This is a genomic window from Oleiagrimonas sp. C23AA, from assembly GCF_011759385.1.
GTDB lineage: Bacteria > Pseudomonadota > Gammaproteobacteria > Xanthomonadales > Rhodanobacteraceae > Oleiagrimonas.
Genome location: NZ_JAARLY010000005.1, coordinates 80,561 through 102,973, shown reverse-complemented (window position 1 = coordinate 102,973; position 22,413 = coordinate 80,561). Strand labels below are relative to the sequence as shown.

The window sequence follows — 22,413 nt, the reverse complement described above, 5'->3', positions numbered from 1 at the left end:
CTTTTAGACGAAAAGCTTCTTCAGCACGGACATTTTAAATGGCCTGCCATTTAAAATGGGAAGGTGGCGTTTAAGGTTTACCTGATGCCATAGCTTTATTGAATTCACCGAAAAATTCCTTAATACTCCCAAAAATACCAAGTAAGACCATTGGCATAAATAAAATTGGTAGAGCCCTCGCTGCAGCATCTACCAATTTTGGAAGATCATCAGTTATAGGTCTAAATTGTAATGCGGTTTCTACAAAAACGGCGCATGCCTTATATGATTTCAGAAAACCAACAATGATTAGCCAAACAAAAAAAACGCTGTACACGAGCGACAACAAATAAAATCCAATTAGTGCAGTCTCTCTTTTTCTTGTGTTTCGCAGAGTCTTATTAGACTTGATGAACCGCCCACCCAAAAGCCTTTCTATAAAAGCGTTTCGCGACGATTTACTTAAATTTGGCTCGTCCAATGCATCGGCAACGATCCAGTACCCGTCATAACGCAGTGCAGGATTAAGAGATATCCACATACTAAGCATGTTATATAGCACAGCGATTTGGAAAGTTGCGACAAATCGTTCAGGCATGTGAAGCGAAAGGAGCATATATATTGAAGTTATAATCGACTGAAAATATACTCCGCCGACGTCAACTTTTATACGGTCGGTATTTTTTAGTTGCCACACTTTTGTTACATCGGCAAAAAAAACAGGGAATAACCAGTAAAATCCAAAGCCTATCCGCCCTGGCTTTACACCGCAGGCCGAGGACGCAGTGCAATGCCCAAATTCATGGCACAAATATGCAAATAGCATTAAAGTTGCAAGCAACCAGCCATTAATCTCCACTGAATGTGTTCCTTTCACCCCTCCCCATGCCTCCATTATTCCTGTAGCGCCGCCCTGATGTATGAAATTTAGCGTCATAAGTGCTATGAAAAGCAACATTACGACAGACATCGAGCGCGAAAACATACCTCGAAGGTGCTTGCCAATTAAAAATGTTATGTTCTCGGGCACAATCGGGAACCTAAGCCATATCATGGTCTCCCGTTCTTTTGTATTCGTGCTCTTTTTAGAATAGATCTTGACCGTATTAGATTCGGCATCAAGCTCTAAAGCTACGCCCGTGTTTTCAAAGATGACTTCTAGGAAGGTCATTATTTCGTTATCAGAAATGTTACGACCTAGTTCTGATCTCATCATTTCTTTTATGCGTTGTAGTTCAGCTCCTTTTGAAAGGGCGGTGAAGTAAGGCACAAGCCTTGATCCGACACGGAAAAAATGGCCGTCTACTTCACACAGTACAACTTCTCGATTACTCATCACACGATCCATCCTCATCCATAATATATACTGAGGCAATTTCCCACCACCGCATTCCCAGCTCAATGCATCTCTTTAACTTGATCTTGAATTACGTGCAAAAACAAAGGGCTCCCTTTTGAGGAGCCCTTTGCCATTATTTTGAATTACTATTGCATCCACCGTTCACAGTGCAGCATTGCGCTGCTGCGGCTGTGACGTCAGTCATTTCTAACCGACTTTCAAGTGCCTCGACTTCGATGTTGAGCTCCCTAGCAATCGCTTGAAGATCATCATTGAGACTGTTCGCTTTACCGTCGTTGGTATACATGCGCTGACTCCAGTCATGGCGCCGCACTGTGCGGCGTTCGCGGTTTACCACTTATTCATCTCATCTGTCAACATGCCTGGCACGGCAGGCGCGGACCTCGGGCAAGCGGATCCTTGCGGTCGGGCGCCCGTTACAACATCCGATTCTTGGCCATGACTGTCCTCCGCCTCGGAGCATGCTCCAATGCCGTCACCAAACCTAAGGAAACTCCGATTTTGCCCCGCTGTCGAAGCGAAGCCGCCCTCCACCGAGCGTAATCGATGCCTCAGCAGCTGACCTTGGCCATGCAGTCCGATGCGGGTTTCGAAGCCCATCGCAAGAGGACTCGCCGCGATGTGTTCCTGGCCGAGATGGACAAGGTGGTGCCGTGGGCCGAGCTGTGCGCGGTGATCGAACCGTTCTACCCCAAGCCACGTGCCGACGGCGGTGGCCGCCCGGCCGTGGGGCTGGAGAGGATGCTGCGCATCCACTTTCTGCAGCCGTGGTACGCGCTGTCGGACCCGGCGGTGGAAGAGGCGCTGTACGACTCGGCGGCGATGCGCCGGTTTGTGGGCATGGATCTGGGCCGCGAATCGGCGCCGGACGAGACGACGGTGTGCAAGTTCCGCCACCTGCTGGAACGGCACGGGCTGGCCGATCCACTGTTTGCGACCGTTGGCAAGCACTTGAAACGGCATGGCTTCAAGCTGTCGCAAGGCACGATCGTGGATGCCACGATCATCGCGGCGGCGCCCTCGACGAAGAACAAGGTCAAGGCGCGCGACCCGGAGAGGCACCAAACCAAGAAGGGCAACCCGGGGTTCTTCGGCATGAAGGCGCACATCGGCGTCGATGCTGAAAGCGGCCTGGTGCATACGGTGACGGGAACGGCGGCGAACGTGGCCGACGTGACCGAGGTGCCGAACCTGTTGCACGGCAAGGAGCGGCATGTGTGCGGCGATGCGGGCTACATCGGCGCCGAGAAGCGGGCTGCGAAGCGTGGACGCAAGTTCTGGATCGCGGCCAAGCGCAGCGTGGTGAAAGCCATCGACGATACCAAGCTGCGCGAAATCATCGAGCAGTTGGAACACGCGAAGGCCTCGATCCGTGCCGCGGTGGAACCCCCATTCCGGGTCATCAAGCGCCAGTTCGGCTATGTGAAGGTGCGCTACAAGGGCCTGGTCAAGAACACTGCCCAGGTCAAGACGTTGCTCGCGCTGGGCAACCTGTGGATGGCACGCAAGCATCTGCTGGCTTCCATGGCGTAGATGCGCCCGGAGAGCGCACCACGGCGGCCAAGGGCGGCAGCCGCGAGCGAAAAACGACATGCGAAACGATGCAGAGGCGGTGCGGTCGGCCATCGTCACGCTGTGCGCGCCATGAAAAATCCAACGTCGTCACTGACAGTGTGGTTAATCAGACGATCCCTAAGGTTCCTCGGCTCTGCACCTTCTGACCGGCAGCCCGGGGTGGACATTTCATAATGATCAGAGCCCCGCCGAGGTAGCAAAACACGCATGGCACCGGATAACCTCCCATTATCCGGTGTCAGATTTCGCGCCATGATTGCTAGTCTGCTCACTTGAAATATTACGTAATTACATGGTATGTAATGTGTTACGAAATATCGAGGAGGCTTTGCGATGGCCCGTGGCGGCGTATATAAGACCGAGATCGAGAAGGCCCGCAACGCCCTGTTGGCTGAAGGAAAGCACCCTTCGGTCGACGCGGTGCGGGTGGCGTTGGGCAACACCGGCTCGAAAACAACTATCCACCGCTACCTCAAGGAACTGGAAACCGACGATGCGGCCGGCGTCGGCGGCAAATTCCCGATCAGCGACGCCTTGGCCGATCTGGTCAGCCGATTGGCGGGACGGCTCCAGGAGGAGGCGGACGCCAAGATCGCCGAGGCAGCCGCCCGTTTCGAGGCCCAGCGGAAAGAGCTGACCGCCCAGTTGGACCAGGCGAAGCACGAGGTGGCGTCCATCCGCGCCGATCAGGAGCGCACGGCGACGGCACTGCGTGAAGAACAGGCACAACACGAGGCTGCGCGCCAAGCGCGGCTCGATGCGACTCTGCAAGTGCGGCAACTGGAGGAACGGGCCAACGGCTTGACCGCCCGCATAACCGAGCACGAAGCGCATGCGCAGTCGCTGGAGGAAAAACATGCGCACGCCCGCGAGGCGCTGGAGCACTACCGGACGTCCGTGAAGGAACAGCGGGAGCAGGAGCAGCGCCGGCATGAGCACCAGGTCCAGGAGCTGCAGGTGGCACTGCGTCAGGCCAACGAAGCCCTCACCGGCAAAAATCACGAACTCCTGCAGCTCAATCGCGACAACGGGCGACTGACGGAGCACAACGCCCGACTGGACAAGGAATTGCAGCAGGCACGAAGCGCCACGCGCGCGGCGCAAGAGGAGGTGGCCACCCTCAAGCCCGTGGTGACAGAACTGGCTAGCCTGCGCACAACATGGAGCCACGATGTCCAAGCGCTGGAACGCGCGCGTCTCGATCTGGAAGCGGCAGCGCGGGCGCTCGACCAGGAAAGGGCCGCGCGGCAGGAGGACCAAAACCGCGCCGCCGGCACCCAAGCCCGATTGGAGGCGCTGGAGGAGGTTCTGTCCAGGCTACCGTTTGGTTCTACGCCGGCCCCAACCGCAGCAACGTAGCCATGCCGATCGCTGACAGCATGCTCGACAGCTACATCACGCAGCCACAACTAGCAGCGATTCGCCGATCTTGCTAATTTTAGCTGAACTAAGCTAATTCCACAAAACCAATAACTTAGACGCTATATGAGCGTTTTCGCACGAATCTCGGCCATCCCTCGGCTACCGCTGAGCTTGTCTTCAAAGACCTTGGTGCAGCCCGCTTTGCGCAGCGCGTCGATCTGAAGATCCAGATTCTGGTCCTGCGTGGAGACGCGGGCATAGCCGATCAGCATGGCGGCACCCTGGGGGTCATGACGTCGGCGTCAACGTGACGCGATCCGAGGTCAGGTCTAGGTAGCAGATACCGTCACTGCATACCCAATCGAGCAGAACGCCGGAGGGCACGGGCTCCTCGGCAAACTGAGCCAGCGCCGATCGGTATTGCGCGGCCGTGGTGGTGGAACGCTCGATGCGCGGCTGGTTGTCAGTCAATCCCGTCAAGAGATCCTGTTCGATGTCGGACCGGAAGGCGGTGACGCTGCCCTCGGGACTCAGGGCGAAGAAGAAGTAGTCGCCACTCCCCACCATGTTAGCCAGCACGGCCTGGACAATCGGATTGTTCGGATTGACCAGCACGTGATACGTGGCGAACCCATAGAAGTGGAACGAAAACTGGACGACTTCATACGTGGCCGTGCCAAGCACAGCGTGGCCGAAGCTGAAGCCCCCCGCAGTGACCTCGGGCGGAATGACCTCTGGCGGGCGTAGCGCCAGGCAGGCGTACGACTGGCCGTATTCTTCGACCAAACCCAGTGCAACACACGGACCGGGTGCATTGACGAATTCGCGGATCCAACCCCCCTGAACGGTCAGCACGGGCAAAGCGGGCATGGGACGAGTCACGGCACCCTCACTCGTGGGTGCGCGCCGCACGCAGCTGCTGCAACAGATCGGGAAGCGCGGTTTGGACCGTCTCCCACACCACGTCGAGGTTGATATCGAAGTAGCCGTGGGCGATGCGGTTACGCATTCCGCGCATGCTCCGCCACGGCACTTCGAGATGGGCCTGGGTGAACTCAGCGTAGCCATCCATCACTTTGGTGGCGGCCTCACCCATAATGATGAGGCTCATCACCACCGCCTGCTGGGTGCGCTTGTCAGCAAGGAAGTCGTCTTTGCTCAAGCCGTCCACGAATCCGCACGCATCGGCCGCCGCCTGGCGCATATGATCAAGGTAGTCGCCCAGGCGATTATCGCTCATACGGGCTGGGCTTCAGCGAGCACCTGAGCGCGGAACGACGCCGGCAGATCACTCGGCGTCAGTAAGTCTACGGGGATGCCGAGCAAGGATTCCAGCTCGACCTGCAACCCGCCCAGGTCGAACAGCGTCGCGCCGGGCAGCGCGTCGACCAATAAATCGAGGTCGCTGCCCTCCTGATCCGTGCCGCGAAGCACGGAGCCGAAGATGCGCGGGTTCGCCGTGCGAAATCGGCTTGCCGTTTCGCGAACCGCACTTCGCTTGAGATCGAGCACGATCGACGGGCGCATCCGGCATTCTCCTTTATCGAAACTCATGGTTAGGGTAGTCGTGCGAGAATAGGGTTTCAAGAACTGTTTTTGAGAATCGCTAGGCCTTGAGCCACGGTACCGGGTGCGATCCCTACCCGGGTTATCACAAACCTGCGTTTTCAAGAGGAGCTTCGCTATGCCCCGTCGCTCGATCTTGTCCGGCGCCGAGCGCGACCGCGTGCTGGCGTTACCGGGCTCCGATGATGCACTGATTCAGCACTACACCTTCAGCGATGCCGATCTGGCGGCCATTCGGCAGCGCCGTGGTCATCACAACCGACTCGGCTTCGCGGTGCAGTTGTGCTACCTGCGCCATCCCGGTTTCGCGTTGCCGCCCGATGGCGAGCCGCCCGCGACCTTGCTGACGCACGTCGGTCGACAGTTGCGCATCGAGCCGGCGGTGTGGCCGCAGTATGCGCAGCGGCCGGAAACTCGGCGCGAGCATCTGGCCGAATTGCAGACGTGGCTCAACCTGAGACCGTTCTCGGCCGCCGACTATCGCCGCGTGGTCCACCAGCTCAGCGAGCTCGCCCAGCAGACCGACCGTGGCATGGTGCTGGTCGAGGCGCTGATCGAGTCGCTGCGACAACAGCGCATCATTTTGCCCACGGTCGATGTCGTTGAGCGGGTCTGTAGCGAAGCCCTGACACGCGGCACGCGACGCGTGCATGAAGCGCTGACCTCGCCCTTGGCGGATCAGCACCGCCGCGTTCTGGATGGTCTACTGACCATGCGCGAAGGCAGCAAAGGCAGTGGTTTGATCTGGCTGCGACAGCCGCCCGGTCCACCGAAGCCCAAACACATCCTTGCGCACCTGGCGCGGTTGAAGGTTCTACGCGAGCTGTGGCTACCGGACGGGTTGGAGCACGCCATCCACCAGAACCGCCTGTTGAAGCTCGCCCGTGAGGGCGGCCAGATGACCGCCCAGCATCTGCGCGACCTGGAGCCCCGTCGTCGCTACGCGACGCTGGTGGCCGTGATCCTCGATACCCGCGCCACGTTGATCGACGAGATCATCGACCTGCACGACCGCTTCATGGGTGCGTTGTTTAGCCGGGCCAAGCGGCATCATGCCGATCGCTTCCAGGAGGCAGGCAAGGCGATCAACGACAAGGTGCGCTTGTACTCGCGCATCGGCCGCGCCCTGATCGATGCCAAACAGTCAGGCGACGATCCGTTCGCTGCCATCGAGGCGATCATCCCGTGGGAGGTGTTCCGCGAAAGCATTGTCGAAGCCGAACAACTGGCCCGGCCGGCCGACTTCGATTTCCTCGCTCTGGTGGGTGACAGCCTCCATCAGCTGCGGCGCTACACGCCCACGCTGTTGGAAGCGTTGACCTTGCGCGCCGCACCGGCGGCGCGCGATCTGCTCGCTGCGGTCGAGTTGCTGAAGGACATAAACCGCCGTCAAGCACGCAAGGTACCGGACGATGCGCCCACCTCGTTCGTGCGCAAGCGTTGGGAGCCGTTGGTCTGTACGAACGAAGGGCTGGACCGGACGTTCTACGAGTTGTGTGTGCTGGCCGAACTGAAGAACGCGCTGCGCTCGGGTGACATCTGGGTGCAGGGCTCCCGCCAGTTCAAGGATTTTGAGGACTACCTGTTGCCACCACCCCGCTTCGCGGCACAGCGCGACCAGCGCGAGCTGGGTCTGGCCATCGAGACGGACGGTGAGCAATTCCTCGCCTCGCGACTGGCCGTACTGGAGCGCGAGCTGGCGACGGTGGAACAGCTCGCCGCCGCCAACGAGCTTCCCGACGCCGCAATCACCCCTACAGGCCACCTCAAACTCTCGCCGCTGGACAACGCCGTGCCGGAGGCAGCCGAAGCGTTGATGCAGCAGGTGTATAGCCGCCTGCCACACCTGAAGATTACCGAGCTGCTGCTGGAGGTCGACGACTGGACCGGATTCACGCGGCACTTCAAGCATCTGAAGAGCGGCGCTGCGACCGAAGACCGCCATTTGCTCCTGACTGCCATCCTGGCTGATGCGATCAACCTGGGCCTCTCCAAGATGGCGGAATCCTGCCCCGGCACCACCTACGCCAAACTGACCTGGTTGCAGGCGTGGCACATCCGCGACGACACCTACGCGACGGGATTGGCCGAACTGGTAAATGCGCAATTTCGCCAGCCGTTCGCGTCATATTGGGGCGACGGCACCACGTCGTCGTCGGACGGCCAGAACTTCAGGGCGGGTGGCCATGGGCACGCCGCTGCACAAGTGAACCTGAAGTATGGTCAGGAACCGGGTGTGCAGTTTTACACCCACATCTCCGACCAGTACGCACCGTTCCACACCAAGGTGATCAATGCGACGGTGCGGGATGCCACCCACGTATTGGACGGTTTGCTCTACCACGAATCGGACCTGCGCATCGAGGAGCACTACACCGACACGGCCGGCTTCACCGATCACGTGTTCGCACTGATGCACCTGCTCGGTTTCCGCTTCGCACCGCGCATCCGCGACCTCGCTGACAAACGCCTATACATCCACGGCGATGCCAAGTCGTACCCGACACTTGCCGCCCTGATCGGTGGCAACGTCAATGTGAAACACATCCGGGCGCACTGGGAGGACATCCTTCGCCTTGCGGCCTCGATCAAGCAGGGCACCGTCACCGCATCGCTGATGCTGCGCAAGCTGGGGAGTTACCCCAGACAGAACGGCCTGGCTATCGCGCTGCGTGAACTCGGTCGCATCGAGCGTACGCTGTTCGCGCTCGATTGGATCCAGCACGTCGAGCTGCGTCGCCGCGTGCAGATCGGCTTGAACAAGGGCGAGGCCAAAAACGCGCTTGCCCGCGCGGTGTTTCTCAACCGGCTAGGCGAGATCCGCGACCGCAGTTTCGAAAACCAGCGTTACCGGGCGAGTGGTCTCAATCTGGTGGTGGCGGCGATCGTGCTGTGGAACACCGTGTACCTGGAACGGGCTATCCAAGCGCTCCGCGATGGCGGCCACGCCGTTGACGAGACGCTGCTGCCGCATCTGTCACCGCTGGGATGGGAGCATATCAACCTGACCGGCGACTACATCTGGCGGCAGAGTCGGCTGCTCGGGCAAGGCAAGTTCCGACCCTTGCGCACTCCAGGCGAGGTGCGTATTCCAGTCTGATTGACCGCTCGTTCCGGTAATCGCTGACCAGTGTACCGGTGTCGACCACTTGGCAGCCCCAAGTGCCCGATCAAGCCGGTCGGTGGAAACTGTCACTATCGACCCTAAGCTGACGGCCGCTGCTATTTTACTGAAGCAGCATTCGCGCGTTGCTTCGTCAGTTGTGCCTCGAAACTTTCGCGTGCATCTTTCGCGTAAGCGCGGCATCCCGTGGGATCTATCAGCGCATCCGCATCACCTTGTTTACGCTTGGTAACACGTTCCCAGAAATCCACCATTTCCGGATGCGGAGCGAGCGGGATGTCGCAAGGCAACGCCGCGACCAGCACGAAGCTGTGTTCGTAATCCTTGACGACGCCTGAGTACTTCGGGCCGATCAATTTGTAACCGGGCGCTGACAGGCTGCCGACATCGACCATGTGTAGGCAGCGCTTGTCCTCGCATGACGTCCACGTCCAAGTCATGTTGCCTTTGGTGTGGCCTGGTGTCGAGTGCGCGGTCAGCAGCAAATCACCTAGGTGCAAACTCTCGCCATCGGTCACCGTGCGTGCCACATGCACCGGCGGAAACGGAAATCTATCACCGTATTCCGGGTCGTCGTGACCGCCGCGTTCCAGCAACGTGGCGCCCGCAGCACCCGCGATCACCTGCGCACCCGTGGCATGCGCGAGTAGCGCTATGCCGCCGGCATGGTCGGAATGTTCATGCGAAATGAGAATCCATTTGATGTCGCGCAGATTGATGCCGAGATCTCGGATATTCGCTTCGATCAGTGGAGCGTCTCCCGGCACACCGCCGTCAATCAGAGCATCGCCCGTACGCGCGGTGATAAGGAAGACGCCGAGGCCGTGAGGCCCGACATACCATGTATTGCCATAGATTCGGAACGGTTTCTGCGGAGCCGTCCATGAGGGATTGTTTGCAATGTTTTCTCGCTCGGATGCTGGCATGCGGAACGCTTTTTGCAGATCCGTCCACGAGGGGTGGTTCGCGGTGTTCTTTTGCCCCGACGCCGGCACCTGAGCACGCGCGCTCTGCCCGATTAAACCGCAAAGGAGCATCGCAGCTATCAACAAGCGCATATGTAACTCCGATCTGGGGGAAGGCGTAGGTTGAACGTCCCACATGACACGTCGCGGGCACAACCATGAAATTTTGCGGGCCGAGGCAACTGGTCGCCACGATAATGCCGGATGTAGCGGCGCGATTTGAACCGCAACGAACGGCTTTTGGCCGATCTCGACTCTCAGCCAAGCTTCGTAGACCCTTCTTGGTTAACTCCAGAGTCGCGATCGCTCGCTGCCATTAACCCCAAACTACCCGTAAGACGGAGGCAGCAACGCACCAGGCGACAACGGCCAGTGCGGACCAACGCGCGGCCACGAGCAGCGTGAACGCAATCAGCGCGATGGCAAAATCCTTGGCGTCATGCACGGCGCTGACCCACACCGGATCGTAAAGCGCCGCCGCCAGCAAGCCGACCACGGCCGCATTGACACCCGCCAGCATGCGAGCGGCGCCGTCCCGATTGCCCAGCGTCCGCCAGAACGGTAACGCGCCCGCGACCAGCAGCAGTCCCGGCAAAAACATCGCCAGCAGGCTGACGGTGGCACCGAGCACGCCACCCTGACCACCGTGCAGACGTTCGCCGAGAAACGCGGACAGTGTGAACATCGGGCCCGGCACGGCCTGTGCCGCGCCATAGCCGGCAAGGAACGTATTGCTACTGACCCAGCCCGGATCGACCACCGCCTGCTTCAACAGCGGAAGCACAACATGCCCGCCACCGAACACGAGCGCGCCGGCGCGATAGAACGCACCAGCCACCTGTGCCAGCGGCGGTAGGCCCGGCGCAACGAACAGCGCCGTCGCCAGCAACGCGCCAAAGATCACTAACAAGACGCCGCCGGTGCGCCGACCGTAGTACAGCGCGAACGTCTCCCCACGCTTCGCCGCGACCTGTCGGCACAGCCATGGACCCAGCGCGGCGCCGATGGCCACCACCAGTAATTGCATCAAGGCACTGCCGCTGATCGCAATCAGCCCCGCCGCCGCCGCGGCCATCAAGGCGCGGTTGCGATCAGGGGTCAGCGTGCGTGCCATGCCGAGCACACCCTGCGCGACAACTGCCACAGCGACCAGCTTGAGGCCGTGCACCGCACTCTGACCGAGCGGCCCGGCCAGATAGCCGCTCATCGCGGCAAACGCGAACAGCAGCAACGCCGAAGGCAGCGTAAAACCGATGAACGCCGCGATCGCGCCGCGCCAGCCGGCACGCAGCAGACCGAGCGAAAAGCCGAGCTGACTACTGGCCGGTCCGGGCAGGAACTGGCAGAGCGCGAGCAGCTGGCCAAAATGCTCCTCGTCCAGCCAGCGCCGTCGTTCAACGAACTCGCGGTGGAAATAACCCAGATGGGCAATCGGCCCGCCGAACGACGACAGACCGAGTTTCAGGAAGGCGGCGCCGACCTCCATCGCGCTGCCGCGCGAACCCTGATCGACGGCGACGTGTGCACCATGAGGCATCGTGTCACTCATGCGCAATCAAACAGCACCATGAAGCCGTAATCCATGTGCAGTTGCGAGTGGCAGTGGAACAGCGTCAGCCCCGGCTGATCGGCGGTGAAATCCAGATCCATGCTTTGATACCCGCCCAGCAGCGCGACATCCTTGATGACGCCGGCGGTTGCCTGTCCGGCAATGCGCGTCAGTTCGAAGCTGTTCCGATGCAGGTGGATCGGGTGGATATCGTCGGTAGTGTTGTGCAGGCGCAAACGGTAGCGCCGGCCGAGCGACAGTTTTCGGGTGACCGGCATGGTGTGCATGTCATAGGCGGTACCGTTGACCGTCCAGCGATTGAAGCCGTGATCGGCGGCGTTGTCCTTGGCGAAGGTCATCTCGATGACTTCGTCCGGCTCGGAGACGTGTCTATCCGGCTTGCCGAACGTCCGGTAATCCCAGCGCGAGGCCGGTGGCTTTTCCCAGCGCGGCTTGCCCTTGGTGCCGGCGTATTCGATGACGATGCCCATGCCGTTGCCGCGATCATCGTCGGACAAATCTCCCAGCACCCACACGCCTGGCCGATCCATCGCCACGATCGCCGACACGCGCTCGGCGGTACCCAACCAAAGCACGGGCACCTGCGCTGGTGTAGGGACGGGATTGCCGTCCAGCGCCAGGACCTTGAACGTGTGACCCGGCAAGGCGAGGCTGCGGATTTCGGTCGCGCTGCCGTTGATCACGTGAAACAACACGCGTTCACCGTGCTTGACCCGGATCGGCTCACCGTGACCCAGCATCTTGCCGTTGATGGTGAACACGCGATAGCCGACCTCGTAACCGTGCGGCATCCCCTTGGCCAGCGACGCCTTCATCGCGGTTTCGCCGATGGCTTTAAGCGCCGGATCGACATCTTTCGGTGCCAGGAAATCCTGCGCCATGTCGCCGCCCTGACTGAAGAACGGTTCGAACTCCTTGAGCACCAGAAAGACTTCGCGGTCATACGAACCGGCGTCGGCTTTCGGTTCGATGTAGATCGCGCCTACCTGACCGTTGTATTGACCCCGGCTCAGATCGCTGCCGGCGCGCAAATGCGTATGGTAGAAACGCAGGCCCGATGGTGCGGGTACGAAGATCTCACGACGCATGCCATGTGCCGGAATATACGGCGTACGTTCCTCCGCAGCACCATCGATATCGGCGGGGACAAATTGCCCATGCCAATGCAGTTGTTCGGAGGTATCGGTGTCGTTGCGGATATCCACGATCACTTTCTGGCCCGCCTTGAAGCGAAGCAAGGGACCGGGGAACTGCCCGTTGTACGTGGTCGTGGAAATGATCCGGCCCGATGCCACCTCGACCAAGCCGGTACCAATGGTCAGCGCGGCATCGGCTTTCGCGTCGGGCGTGACCGCCAGAGCCTGTCTGTCAGCGGCATACCCCATGCTCGGCAGGCTGCTCGCAAGCGCAGTCATGCCGCTCAGTTTGAGAAAGTCGCGGCGATCGATCGGCATGGCGATTACTCCTGAAGTGGTAATTCGGTAGCGGTGTGCGATGACAGCTGACGGCGGCAAAGCCACCCATCCACCGACCAGCCGCCGCCACCGGTAATGAGCAGAAACAGCGCGCCAAGAAGCATGCACAGGTCTGTGCGCGCCTCGTGCGCCATACCCCAGAAACCGTAGCGGGCCCCGACCGGCGCATGGAAGATCCACACGTCGTGCCCCAGCATGAGCGGCAGTTTGGTCGAGACGAGCGCCACGATCATCACGATGATCAGGGGTACGACCGCGAACCGCGTCAGCAATCCCAGGATGATTAACAAGCCGCACACGGTCTCGACCACGCCAACAAAAGGGCCCATGACCTCGGGCCACGGAATGCCGATCTTGACGAAACGGCCCGCGCCAAGAAGAGCCGGAAAAAGGAGCTTCTGCAGTCCTTCGGGAAAGAACACCACACCGCCGACCAGCAGTCGTACCAGCACCGTCCAGCCGGTGGTCCGCGTAACGAGCCAACGTGAAATCATCATGGGTGCTTCGCCTTGGTGTTCTCATGGAAAAGTTCGCCGAACAACTCTTGGACCTTGCGCTTGGCGCCGGTCAGGGCACGTCGTCCCAGCGGCGTAATGCGATAGAAACGTCGATTCATCTTGCCGGCCTGGATCTGCGTTGACGTGAGGTATCCCTTCTTCTCAAGCCCATGCAGGATGGGGTAGAGCGTGCCAGGGCTGAGTTGATAACCGTGATGGGCCAGCTCGTCGATCATCGACTGGCCGTAGATCGGCGCCTCGGCTGCATGGTGCAGCAAGTGAAGACGCACAAGACCTGCGTAGAGGTCGCGATCATCCATCAACGGAATCCTCGGTTACTTAAGCCGTTATCGATGTTCGATAACGTATGCCGATAGCAGCGACTTGGCAAGTCGTGGGCAGCCCGTGGCGAGCAGCGGCGTCGCCGCGATCACACTTTCAGATAGTCATCGCAAGCGGCAATGAGCTGCTGTATATCGGTGGCGTCCGCGTCGGGGCGCGCGACCAAGATCGCGCGTAGGTCGGCAATCTGTGTGTTGTCCGGGATCAATTCGGATGGACTCTCCCACATCCAGTCGATCACGATCGGGTAAAGCTCGGCGGCGGAGCGCGTCGCCACTTCTTTTCGGGTTGGCACATACATGCCTGTACGAAATACCGGACTGTCGATGCCGTGGCTTTCGCGCGCCGCCTGGAATGCACTGGCGGGCATGCCGAAACGATCATCAGGATCGGTCATGACGCATCTCCGTTCTGCTGAACTTGGTCTTGAGCGTCGGTTCGATGACCTCAGTTCGACCGGCTTAGCGTACGATTTCATCCGTTTCGTGAGCTGACCCCTAACTTCGCCACGCGGTTACACCGCCACCCTGGATCAGGTCGACCAGATGAACCTGCTCCTGGCCAGTCTGCACGCCGTGGGCAACGTGGTCGCCTGCGCCGACCACGCCGAGCTCTCCGATGCCACGCTGTCGATCATGGGCGATGCCATCTACCGAGACGTGGCCGCGTTGCGCAAGATCGTCGACGACATCTACTACTCGGCGCCAGAGCCGGATGACGCGTCAAGCACCGAGGTACAGGAGGCCCGCGCCAGCTATCTGGCGCTGCCGAAACACCCTCGCACGGCCGGTGCATCGTGCTTGGTGCAAGAGCACCCGACGTATCAGTAGTCGGAGTAGGGCGGAGGGCATCGCGAGTGATGTCCTCCGCTATTTTTGGTGGAATGCGAAAGGTATGTGCCGGTGATTAGCCTGTGTTATCGGGGTAGGGGGCAGTACAGATCGGGTGGTCGCGAAGCCCGAGCCTCAAAATTAGCTAGCCACTGCCTACCTGCCGAGTATTACTTTCCAGCGTGATCCTCTGGGTCATCTCGCTCTGCCAGCCGTGCTCCGAACTTTCGTTACACGACATACAATCACTGTTATCAGGACATCTTAGCTACGTAGCGCTTGAAGCTTTCAACGAAGAGCTCCAGAAAGCGGTTACTTCTCCTAGCGAATCCTGCATCGAGCAGCGCGGCAATGGTCGCTTCGGACTGGAGCTCATGAATAAGCGTTGTGGCTGATGACGAATGCCATCCCGCACGCCCGACTGGCATCCTGGCGAACAATCCATGTGGTGTGTTGGACGCGGCTTGCTCCAAGGTTGCCTCGTCATTCTCCTCAAGGAATGCAAGAGCTGCCAAGGTTTCGAAGCGGTGGAATACCAAGTCAAAGTCTGGCGAAACGCCAGCAAAGCTTGACCGCCACGAAGATATGACTTCAAGTAGGTGATCGCTGAGCGGCGTCTTGCGCTGCCTGAGGCCGTCAAGTTGATTCCAGACGTCCTGCTCGTCTCCTTTCCATGACCATAGAAACAGCGTTGATACAACGCTACATGGCTCTCTATGCTCCCGAGGCCACAGGGTCACCAGGAATTCATGCAGCGTTTGCCAGCGTTGCGCGCGTGTCAGACCGACGCCGTACGCTGTAAAGATCAGTACCGCAGGATAAGAGCGTAACCCGAGCCATATCTTTAGGCCATTCCCGATTTTTTCCGCTTGGTGATATATACCTTTGAGAATATCAAGGACCAACGTCAGATCGTTACCTTCCCCCCATCGGCCAAGCGCGCCGGCCATGCGCGCCAAGGGCTCTGCCAATGCTTCGTATCGCGAAACCCGGGATCGAAAATCTTCTTGATTCCATTGTCCGTGGGGCGCGAACGAATAGTCATCCAGCTGCGCCAACAGTCGCCCGGCTTCTTGCGAAAACAGTTGGTCCAGCTGAATGCGGTATTCCGGTTTAGCTAGGTACCGCTTCGTGCTATTAACGAGCAGTTCGATGCTGAGTGGATTCTGCCTCTGGCTCTGTTCAAGCGTTTCCACACGCTGCTGCAACGTCTGGAAGAATTCGTCCGCCCCTGAGATCTGAATGATCTTGGCATTACGGTGGTTCGCCAGTTCGACCGCACCAGTTCCGAGGGAGCCGCGGGTGGACCAATAGACAGGGTAGCGCCGGTTCGGCGCGCGGAGAAATGCAGCGCGCAACGCGTGGTCCCATTCGCCCGACCAGCCACAAACGATCAGTCCATGCTCGTCAAGGATTCGATCGAGCAACCTGTCGTAGCTGCTGGGGTAGGTACTCAGTTCCTGATCGGTGTTTAGGATGCGTGCGTCCTTGTAGTCGCCGTGAAGCTTGAGCAGATAGCAGCGGCTGTGTACCAACGGTTCAGCGCCGGCAAGCGCATCTACCGATGCAACTACGGTTGGTTCGACACCCTGTTCTCGCAGGGCGTTCTCCATGAGTCGATCAAAGTTAGTTGTAATGATGACCCGAATGTGACCCGAGCGAACTAATTGAGCGATCGCATGATGCGCTTTAGTTGGAACCTTCCTGCCTTGCTCGCGGTCCTCTGTGCTGGGTTCAATATAGCGATGCAAGATGGCTCGCCGCTCATCAGGTGAGCTAGCGATCTCCTCGAGCAACGCAGAGTAGTTGGGCTCCTGGCCTGTCTTATCCCGATACCATTTTGCCCAGTCCGCTTGCTCTTCGGTTTCTTGGGCCATTGCGACGCGCCGTACCAGATCCAGAGTGATTTCCCAACCGGTCGGGATTTCCGCTGAACGCGAAAGCCCCGATCCTAGGAAAACGGCAAATACCCCCTTGTTTTCGTAAACGGAGAACGCGAGCTGCGTAACGGGGTCGCTTTGAAGTAGCGTCATGGATGAAGGTCTTAGTTTAGTGACTTGGTTTCCTACAGGCCTAGACTAGCCGCACTCAGTTTTGGAGTGATCGCGAGGTATGCCGCGATATGAAACGCCCCTGTTTTCCCAGCCGACCTGCCGAATGATGAGGATGCTCACACCCCCTAAGAGATTCTTTAATATTGACTTTCGACATATACTGAAGGGGTATTTTTCGAGGTGAAAATCCCACACTTGTGAAGACTTTAGTCGAAGTAGCCCACTTCTACCGCAACCATTGGAGTCTTTTCTAGGGGGAACTCATGATCGCCCACAAGACAACAATCAGCATTAAAAAACTAAGCAAGCAACCGATCCGTGCAATAGCCCTGTATGAGTTTGCTGCCTTCTTGGCGGGTCCCTCTACGAGCAAAGCGTAGCTGTCAGGCGATATGAAGCCATAGGTGCGGGGCTTCCACTGAGCTCGAATTTCGTCCTGCAGGCTGAGGAACCGATAACCTGACCAGGCAATGGTGATCACATAAATCACAGCAATGGCAGAGATTGCGCCGACTATGCGGCCGTCAGCATGAGCGCCAATTTTCGCTGCGATCATGCCAATCCCCACCAAAAGGGTTGTGGCAACCCCTGCTACGAGTTGTCTTGTTCCGTCCGAAACCTTGGTGGCCTCGTCGAGGACGCTCTTCCTGAGATCCGTAAGCATTTTCAAAGTGTCGCTACTTAACTTGGACATGCCGAGTTGATAAGCAAGGCGAGCACCGTCCAGCGCCGCTTTTAACATGGCAGCATCGAGCGCAATCGTGCCATCCACGGTGGCGAATCGAGCAATCTCCGCAGCTAGTAAGGGATGCCGCATCTCAGTCTCTGAAGGCGTCTCATAGACCCATTGTGTACACGCCTGTACTGCAATGAATATTTGCTCGCTGTTTTCGAATGAAGAGGAGGGCAGGGACATGTTTCCGCGAGGCGGACCTTTAAAGATAACCAACTGCGGATTCAGCTGGATTTCATCACCGAGTGATAAAAGGCACTGCCTTAAGGCGATGGTAGCCCAACGAACAAACGCAGGCTCCGCCGCGAACCATGCGACATCGCGCATAAGCCAGGGACTGACAGAACGCGGCGCGATGCGCTTGTCTCCGTATTCCCGAACGAATGACCGAGGACTCTTCAGCGTTAAAGGCCCTTCAAGCGTGGGAGTGCCCGCCTCCCACGGAGTAAAAGCAACATCCAAAGACTCGAATGGTTGGTTGAGCCCAGCTATACGGATATTTCGACGCATTCCCGCGTCAAAGAGCAACGTATCTATAGCAACGAGCGTGAGCAGGTACCCGACCGTCGCATTACTCGGTTTGTCCAGGATGACCCGATAAGGTGCCTGTATATCATCGACAGCACTTAATGTGATATCTCGCGAGGCTTCGTCCATGATGGCGCAGGAAAGGCCGGCTATCGCCGCCGATTCGCCGATCGCACGCGTGAGGTCCGGGGCCAGACGAGACAAAATTACTTTGTCCCAAGTTTCACGGGCAGCGCAATCACCGCGCCGCTGAGCGTCGTTCACGAGAAGTGCAAGCTGATGGATTGTCATCGCTAGCCAACCTTAGTAATGGTTTCCTTCACAGCCCCATCTGTGTCGATGGTGATGAGCTCGCCGCCGTTATCCTTCTTGGCTCGAATGACAAGAGCCTCGCCTGCGCGCTGGCTGTATTTAATAACCACTCCTTCTTCGGTTTCGAGCTTGACGGATTTCGGGGTCGCCAAGGCAGCTGGGTCCGGCTTGAAGCCGATGCCGTGCAGTTTTGCGGATTCGAACTTGCGGTCGATGGACCTCTCGATTGACGAGTGGACCTTTTCGTCCTCGGGACGCCCGAGCACGCCGAGTAGAATCTCCCCCATTGCATCCACGTCGACCGTCTCGCGTAAGCGGAGCGCGCCTTCGACTTCAGCCATGGCGATAGCAACAGAACGGTCACCCAAATGAGCTTTAAACTCATGAAGAACTCGCCTAGCGACGTCGAGTACCGCCGTAGTTAGCTGAGCATCGGTCCGCTCCCGTGCGACACCAAGGAATTTATAGAAGTAGTCACTCAGCTCGGGAGCAGCTTTCATACGGTCTCTCGCAGCCACATCAGTGCTGACCGTGCCATCCTTCACTCTAATAAGGCAGATTTTCTGGACTGCTTTTTTATCGGTAACGAAGGCCTGGATGATTTTCCTTAGCGAAGTCTTCCCATCAACTTCATGCCGCTCGACCGCTTCGCTGTAGTCGTACTTAATAAGGCAAAAGAATCGCGAACCGTCGTCAGTATCCAAATCAATAACGAAGAACGCTCCTTCCTTGCTCGTGGCAACGTGAGCCTTGGCGAAATCGTGCGCAAGCCTTTGGGCGCCGGCCTCGAAGGCCAGATTGTCTTCAATGATTTTTTCAATCACTGACTTAACATCACTAAGTTCAGTGAAGGAAAAGATCGCGTCGGCATCGTTTTCTACGATGCGCTCAAGGAAAAACTCCTCGTGCGCAATCTCATCGAGCTCTGGCTCCGGCGCAAACTCCTCATTGCCCACAACGTGGAGGCTCATAGCCTTAATGCGGAGCGCATCCTTACCCTGTTCCAAAAAACCCATCGTCCTTCCCCCTAGATCATCCTTCCGCCTGGTCTACCGCTCGGTGCGTACCTCACAGTGTGACACGGCCCAATCTCATGGCGTGAGCGTAACCACATGATGGCGAGTTGTGCGGAAGGCAAGCAAATTACGCGTCTGCGCTATTTAAGCAGCCGGGCCGCGGGATTGGCTGCTGTCGAACTCGCTTGAAAATACCCAATCGCACTCGCCATCGAGCAGTGTTCCGTCATTGCCATCACGGCCGGCAGTGGCACGCCTTGCTTGCCCGCTTCCATGATGAGGGACCGCAAGCTGTGCGCCCCAAAGTTCTCTCCAGTCCGGCTAAGGCCGCCCGTCGCTTGACGGTGGTCGCTACCGATCCGGGTAGTAGGGCGGGGCCGATCCGATCCTTTCATATTCGCCGAAAAATCGCACCCATTGCGGATGGCGGCCGCCTCCAGCCATGCCGTAAGCAGCTTCTCCGCTGCGATCCAAGATCGGCTTGTCCGGGGTTGAATCCGCCTTTTGCTGCGTCTTCGAATACTCCAACCGAGATAGATATAGCCATCGTGACCGGTTTTGCGCATATCTCGCATGTCCGCGGCGTCGATTTCGCTTCGCCAGCGCCAGCCGCTGGCGAAGCCGAAGCAGAGCAGGGCGCGCTCGTGCAGGCCTTCCAGCGAGTGTCGTCGCAGGCGGCGAGCATCGCGTCGAGCTCGGACAACGTGATCGCGGTCTTCTTGCGCGCCCGCTCGCCGCGTTTGACCGCAGCGCGGGTGGCACGACTGAGCACGGTGCGGATCGCCGGCTGCTCGCAGGGGTAAAGTGCCGCCTCGGTGATCCCGTCGCGTGCCGTGGAGAGAGTCGCGCCCGACTATCCGTTGCGCACCCGGCTGTGCGCCCTCGCCATGGCCCCCAGCTCCTGTGGGCGCGCCCGCATGACAGCCTCTGCTGCCTCTGTTGCGGCCCCAGGGGCGCTGATCACGGCGAACAGCTCTGCGAGCCATTCGCGAAACCGCTCTTGCGGCGCTTGGCTCGGGGACTGCCAATGACGTTCCATGGGCTCGCCTCATCAGTCAACTTGGCCTCACCTTGATCGTATCAAGAGTCGACACGGTCGGCGTGATGAAGAACTCCCACGAATGCAGCTGGCGTCGGTTGGGAGCGTGATGAAGAACTCTCACGGCATCCGCCAATCCGCGAAAACGTACGTGAATGTACATCTGCGTACGTTTTCGTGATGTAGAACGCCCAGAGCCCGCTGTAGAGCCATTTCCGCCGACCGCAGCGGTGATGAAGAACTCTCAATGGATCCTCTGGAGGATCTTCGCGTGATGAAGAACTCTCATGTACAGCCACGTGCTGCGTCGCCGGTGATTTGATTAGCTGGGTGACATGATTAAGTGGGAGGCGCACGGCGAGAGCGGGCGTAGATTGTTTCCGTCGAGATGAGTCGCCGGGCTGGAACCGGACGATTGATCAGCTGAGCGTGTCAATCGTGTCAAAGGATGACCTGATTAAGAGGGATGACATGATTAGCTAGTGAGCGACACGTGTCGTGTTGGCCGCGGCTGCCTCAGTGCTTTCTTTTGTGCTGCCTATTATTTTACATAATATACATTATGCGCAATTATTGAAGGCGCGTAATGTGAGCGGCTGGTGCGCTGGAGCGTATCGCAGAAATAACGCTAGCGGCCTAGCGCAAGGCCTCATCGGCCATGCGCCCGCGACAGCTCACAACGTGGCCGTGGTGAATCAGCTGCACTGCCGAACGCGCCGTCACCGTGACCACCGTACCGCCGACACATTGTTGGTCCTTGGCCAAGGTGCGTTCGAACAGGCGTTGGATGTGCTGAGCGTTGCGAATGCGCTCACGGCGGTCAGATGCTTCCTTCATGTGCTGCGCCTGTTGCTGCGAGAAGCGCTGCACGCTCTCCATGCTCGCATTGACCTCGTGAACCACCGCACCCACCAACAACAACCGCCACACCAAGCCAATGAACCCGGCCACCAAGATTCCGGCCACGACGGCCCAGAACACCCGCATATCCATGCCGTTCCCCCTGCACCATCCGGTGCGCAAGAGACAAGCATACAAAAAGCGGGTTTTCTCCGGTGTAGTGGCGGTGCCGTGTCACGTGTCTTCGCAGTGACCGCTCTCTCAGGTAGCGCCTTGACGCGATCATGCTCTGATGTAGGCCGCCAGTTCGTCCGGTGTCCCTCGCGGAAACGCTTCTCTCAAATGGTCCAGGAACGCGGAAACGCGGCTGTTGAGCAATCGGCGTGTCGGATAAAGCGCCCAAAGTGCAATTTCCGGCCCGTCGATGTCTGCCCATTTGACCATCGTTCCGGCAACAAGGTCGTAGCTGACCATCGACAACGGCAGTCGCGCGGCGCCAGCTCCCGCGCGAACCGCGTCCCGAGCCATGAGCAACGAGGACACGCCTAGCACGGGTCTGGCAGTAATGGTCGACGCACCCTCAGTGGTGGTCACCGCCCAGGTTTCAGCGTGTTCCGCGATGGCGCCTCGGACCACTGCGGGAACCGGTTCCTGCTGGTTGCCTGCCGGCACCGGCAGGTCGGGACTGGCCACGACGACCAATCGGTCGCGCAGGAATATTCGCCCAACCAGGCTGGAGTCCGGCTCCGGATTGACCCTTATCACCAGGTCGTAGGCTTCCTCCACCATCTCCACCGGGCGATCCTCCGCGGTGATTTCCAGCCGCACCTGCGGGTAGCGTCGCGTGAATTGCGCCGCCAGTTTGCCCAGCGCGGTTTGTGAGAACAGCAGTGGCGCGCTGATGCGCAGACGTCCGCGCACGTCGTGCCCACCGGAGGTGATGGCCGTGGCCGTCTCCTCGATCTCGTTGAGCAGCAGCGTGGTGCGCTCGAACAAGGCGCGACCTTCTTGCGTCAGTTTGAGTGATCGCTTTCCTCGCTCGAACAGGCGCAGATCAAGACTTGCTTCCAGTTCGGCGACGTGGCGAGACAAGGTGGCCTTGGGGCGACCGGTTTCGCGGGCCGCTTTGCCGACACCACCGTGGCGAGCCACCAGGTTGAAATCGGTCAATGCAAGCAGGTCCATTTTTAGTTCCACCTATGAGACATATTGTCTAATTTTACCGTCTATGCAGTAAATTTTGGAT

At 58.8% G+C, this 22,413-nt stretch carries 20 protein-coding genes and 2 pseudogenes; 4 read left to right on the top strand and 18 right to left on the bottom strand.

The window, feature by feature from the left end; all coding sequences use genetic code 11:
- Nucleotides 1-70: 70 nt before the first annotated feature.
- Together HBF24_RS09985 and HBF24_RS09980 are read right to left on the bottom strand one after the other, a co-directional pair.
- Entirely contained in the window at nt 71-1,327 is a 1,257-nt protein-coding gene (locus HBF24_RS09985; protein WP_167172473.1) for a hypothetical protein, read from the bottom strand.
- 124 nt (nt 1,328-1,451) lie between these two features.
- Nucleotides 1,452-1,625 carry a hypothetical protein gene (locus tag HBF24_RS09980; RefSeq protein ID WP_167172472.1) on the bottom strand — a complete coding sequence of 58 codons (174 nt, stop codon included), beginning with the start codon at nt 1,623-1,625 and terminating at the stop codon, nt 1,452-1,454.
- Nucleotides 1,626-1,885: 260 nt separating this feature from the next.
- Here HBF24_RS09980 and HBF24_RS09975 point away from each other — a divergent pair, with 260 nt between their 5' ends.
- Together HBF24_RS09975 and HBF24_RS09970 are read left to right on the top strand one after the other, a co-directional pair.
- Nucleotides 1,886-2,872 (top strand): IS5 family transposase, encoded by a 987-nt coding sequence (locus HBF24_RS09975; RefSeq protein WP_167172471.1) that lies wholly within the window; start codon nt 1,886-1,888, stop codon nt 2,870-2,872.
- A gap of 375 nt (nt 2,873-3,247) precedes the next feature.
- Nucleotides 3,248-4,273, top strand: coding sequence for a DNA-binding protein (locus HBF24_RS09970; RefSeq protein ID WP_167172470.1), 1,026 nt, complete (start codon nt 3,248-3,250; stop codon nt 4,271-4,273).
- Between the two features lie 158 nt (nt 4,274-4,431).
- On the opposite strand, the pseudogene HBF24_RS09965 reads toward HBF24_RS09970, so the two are convergent.
- From HBF24_RS09965 to HBF24_RS09950, 4 genes and pseudogenes are all read right to left on the bottom strand, one after another.
- Nucleotides 4,432-4,548, bottom strand: a pseudogene (locus tag HBF24_RS09965) (recombinase family protein); the annotation flags it as partial.
- 16 nt (nt 4,549-4,564) lie between these two features.
- Nucleotides 4,565-5,158, bottom strand: coding sequence for a hypothetical protein (locus HBF24_RS09960; RefSeq protein WP_206064272.1), 594 nt, complete (start codon nt 5,156-5,158; stop codon nt 4,565-4,567).
- 7 nt (nt 5,159-5,165) lie between these two features.
- Nucleotides 5,166-5,516, bottom strand: a complete 351-nt coding sequence (locus HBF24_RS09955) for a DUF86 domain-containing protein (RefSeq protein WP_167172468.1) — start codon at nt 5,514-5,516, stop codon at nt 5,166-5,168.
- Complete coding sequence (locus HBF24_RS09950; protein ID WP_167172786.1) at nt 5,513-5,803, bottom strand: nucleotidyltransferase family protein; 291 nt, start codon at nt 5,801-5,803, stop codon at nt 5,513-5,515. Before HBF24_RS09950 ends, HBF24_RS09955 begins: the two co-directional genes overlap by 4 nt.
- 157 nt (nt 5,804-5,960) lie before the next feature.
- Between HBF24_RS09950 and HBF24_RS09945 the strand changes: the two genes are divergently transcribed.
- The gene (locus tag HBF24_RS09945) at nt 5,961-8,942 is read left to right on the top strand and encodes a Tn3 family transposase (RefSeq protein WP_167172466.1); all 2,982 of its coding nucleotides are present in this window, start codon (nt 5,961-5,963) and stop codon (nt 8,940-8,942) included.
- Nucleotides 8,943-9,064: 122 nt separating this feature from the next.
- Here HBF24_RS09945 and bla read toward each other — a convergent pair whose 3' ends face one another.
- The 6 genes from bla to HBF24_RS09915 all read right to left on the bottom strand — a co-directional run bounded on the left by bla (nt 9,065) and on the right by HBF24_RS09915 (nt 14,212).
- Nucleotides 9,065-10,024, bottom strand: coding sequence for a subclass B3 metallo-beta-lactamase (bla, locus tag HBF24_RS09940; protein WP_240922422.1), 960 nt, complete (start codon nt 10,022-10,024; stop codon nt 9,065-9,067).
- A gap of 223 nt (nt 10,025-10,247) precedes the next feature.
- A complete protein-coding gene (gene chrA, locus HBF24_RS09935) occupies nt 10,248-11,480 on the bottom strand; it encodes a chromate efflux transporter (protein WP_240922420.1) in 1,233 nt (410 codons plus the stop codon).
- Nucleotides 11,477-12,955, bottom strand: coding sequence for a multicopper oxidase domain-containing protein (locus tag HBF24_RS09930; RefSeq protein WP_206064271.1), 1,479 nt, complete (start codon nt 12,953-12,955; stop codon nt 11,477-11,479). Before HBF24_RS09930 ends, chrA begins: the two co-directional genes overlap by 4 nt.
- A gap of 5 nt (nt 12,956-12,960) precedes the next feature.
- Complete coding sequence (locus HBF24_RS09925) at nt 12,961-13,473, bottom strand: DoxX family protein (RefSeq protein ID WP_206064270.1); 513 nt, start codon at nt 13,471-13,473, stop codon at nt 12,961-12,963.
- Nucleotides 13,470-13,793: a PadR family transcriptional regulator gene (locus HBF24_RS09920; protein WP_167172464.1), complete on the bottom strand. Its 324-nt coding sequence runs from the start codon at nt 13,791-13,793 to the stop codon at nt 13,470-13,472. The genes HBF24_RS09925 and HBF24_RS09920 overlap by 4 nt, the downstream gene beginning before the upstream one ends.
- 110 nt (nt 13,794-13,903) lie before the next feature.
- Entirely contained in the window at nt 13,904-14,212 is a 309-nt protein-coding gene (locus HBF24_RS09915) for a hypothetical protein (RefSeq protein WP_167172462.1), read from the bottom strand.
- 148 nt (nt 14,213-14,360) lie between these two features.
- On the opposite strand from HBF24_RS09915, the gene HBF24_RS09910 reads away from it, so the two are divergent.
- Nucleotides 14,361-14,645 carry a hypothetical protein gene (locus tag HBF24_RS09910; protein WP_167172460.1) on the top strand — a complete coding sequence of 95 codons (285 nt, stop codon included), beginning with the start codon at nt 14,361-14,363 and terminating at the stop codon, nt 14,643-14,645.
- 254 nt (nt 14,646-14,899) lie between these two features.
- On the opposite strand, the gene HBF24_RS09905 is transcribed toward HBF24_RS09910, so the two are convergent.
- The 6 genes and pseudogenes from HBF24_RS09905 to HBF24_RS09880 form a co-directional block, all read right to left on the bottom strand.
- Nucleotides 14,900-16,678, bottom strand: coding sequence for an SIR2 family protein (locus HBF24_RS09905; protein WP_167172458.1), 1,779 nt, complete (start codon nt 16,676-16,678; stop codon nt 14,900-14,902).
- Nucleotides 16,679-16,949: 271 nt separating this feature from the next.
- Complete coding sequence (locus HBF24_RS09900; protein ID WP_167172456.1) at nt 16,950-18,251, bottom strand: hypothetical protein; 1,302 nt, start codon at nt 18,249-18,251, stop codon at nt 16,950-16,952.
- A 2-nt stretch (nt 18,252-18,253) separates the two neighbouring features.
- Nucleotides 18,254-19,288: a nucleoid-associated protein gene (locus tag HBF24_RS09895; RefSeq protein WP_167172454.1), complete on the bottom strand. Its 1,035-nt coding sequence runs from the start codon at nt 19,286-19,288 to the stop codon at nt 18,254-18,256.
- A 140-nt stretch (nt 19,289-19,428) separates the two neighbouring features.
- Nucleotides 19,429-20,087: pseudogene (locus tag HBF24_RS17330) on the bottom strand (tyrosine-type recombinase/integrase); the annotation flags it as partial.
- Between the two features lie 876 nt (nt 20,088-20,963).
- Entirely contained in the window at nt 20,964-21,320 is a 357-nt protein-coding gene (locus tag HBF24_RS09885) for a hypothetical protein (RefSeq protein WP_167172450.1), read from the bottom strand.
- A 129-nt stretch (nt 21,321-21,449) separates the two neighbouring features.
- The gene (locus HBF24_RS09880) at nt 21,450-22,352 is read right to left on the bottom strand and encodes a LysR family transcriptional regulator (protein ID WP_167172448.1); all 903 of its coding nucleotides are present in this window, start codon (nt 22,350-22,352) and stop codon (nt 21,450-21,452) included.
- Nucleotides 22,353-22,413: the final 61 nt, after the last annotated feature.

Excerpts from the sequence above, each read along its gene's own strand:
- HBF24_RS09985 (WP_167172473.1), bottom strand. The coding sequence starts at position 1,327 with ATGGATCGTGTGATGAGTAATCGAGAAGTTGTACTGTGTGAAGTAGAC.
- HBF24_RS09980 (WP_167172472.1), bottom strand. The coding sequence starts at position 1,625 with ATGTATACCAACGACGGTAAAGCGAACAGTCTCAATGATGATCTTCAA.
- HBF24_RS09975 (WP_167172471.1), top strand. The coding sequence starts at position 1,886 with ATGCCTCAGCAGCTGACCTTGGCCATGCAGTCCGATGCGGGTTTCGAA.
- HBF24_RS09970 (WP_167172470.1), top strand. The coding sequence starts at position 3,248 with ATGGCCCGTGGCGGCGTATATAAGACCGAGATCGAGAAGGCCCGCAAC.
- HBF24_RS09955 (WP_167172468.1), bottom strand. The coding sequence starts at position 5,516 with ATGAGCGATAATCGCCTGGGCGACTACCTTGATCATATGCGCCAGGCG.
- HBF24_RS09950 (WP_167172786.1), bottom strand. The coding sequence starts at position 5,803 with ATGCGCCCGTCGATCGTGCTCGATCTCAAGCGAAGTGCGGTTCGCGAA.
- HBF24_RS09945 (WP_167172466.1), top strand. The coding sequence starts at position 5,961 with ATGCCCCGTCGCTCGATCTTGTCCGGCGCCGAGCGCGACCGCGTGCTG.
- bla (WP_240922422.1), bottom strand. The coding sequence starts at position 10,024 with ATGCGCTTGTTGATAGCTGCGATGCTCCTTTGCGGTTTAATCGGGCAG.
- chrA (WP_240922420.1), bottom strand. The coding sequence starts at position 11,480 with ATGAGTGACACGATGCCTCATGGTGCACACGTCGCCGTCGATCAGGGT.
- HBF24_RS09930 (WP_206064271.1), bottom strand. The coding sequence starts at position 12,955 with ATGCCGATCGATCGCCGCGACTTTCTCAAACTGAGCGGCATGACTGCG.
- HBF24_RS09925 (WP_206064270.1), bottom strand. The coding sequence starts at position 13,473 with ATGATGATTTCACGTTGGCTCGTTACGCGGACCACCGGCTGGACGGTG.
- HBF24_RS09920 (WP_167172464.1), bottom strand. The coding sequence starts at position 13,793 with ATGGATGATCGCGACCTCTACGCAGGTCTTGTGCGTCTTCACTTGCTG.
- HBF24_RS09915 (WP_167172462.1), bottom strand. The coding sequence starts at position 14,212 with ATGACCGATCCTGATGATCGTTTCGGCATGCCCGCCAGTGCATTCCAG.
- HBF24_RS09910 (WP_167172460.1), top strand. The coding sequence starts at position 14,361 with ATGAACCTGCTCCTGGCCAGTCTGCACGCCGTGGGCAACGTGGTCGCC.
- HBF24_RS09905 (WP_167172458.1), bottom strand. The coding sequence starts at position 16,678 with ATGACGCTACTTCAAAGCGACCCCGTTACGCAGCTCGCGTTCTCCGTT.
- HBF24_RS09900 (WP_167172456.1), bottom strand. The coding sequence starts at position 18,251 with ATGACAATCCATCAGCTTGCACTTCTCGTGAACGACGCTCAGCGGCGC.
- HBF24_RS09895 (WP_167172454.1), bottom strand. The coding sequence starts at position 19,288 with ATGGGTTTTTTGGAACAGGGTAAGGATGCGCTCCGCATTAAGGCTATG.
- HBF24_RS09885 (WP_167172450.1), bottom strand. The coding sequence starts at position 21,320 with ATGGATATGCGGGTGTTCTGGGCCGTCGTGGCCGGAATCTTGGTGGCC.
- HBF24_RS09880 (WP_167172448.1), bottom strand. The coding sequence starts at position 22,352 with ATGGACCTGCTTGCATTGACCGATTTCAACCTGGTGGCTCGCCACGGT.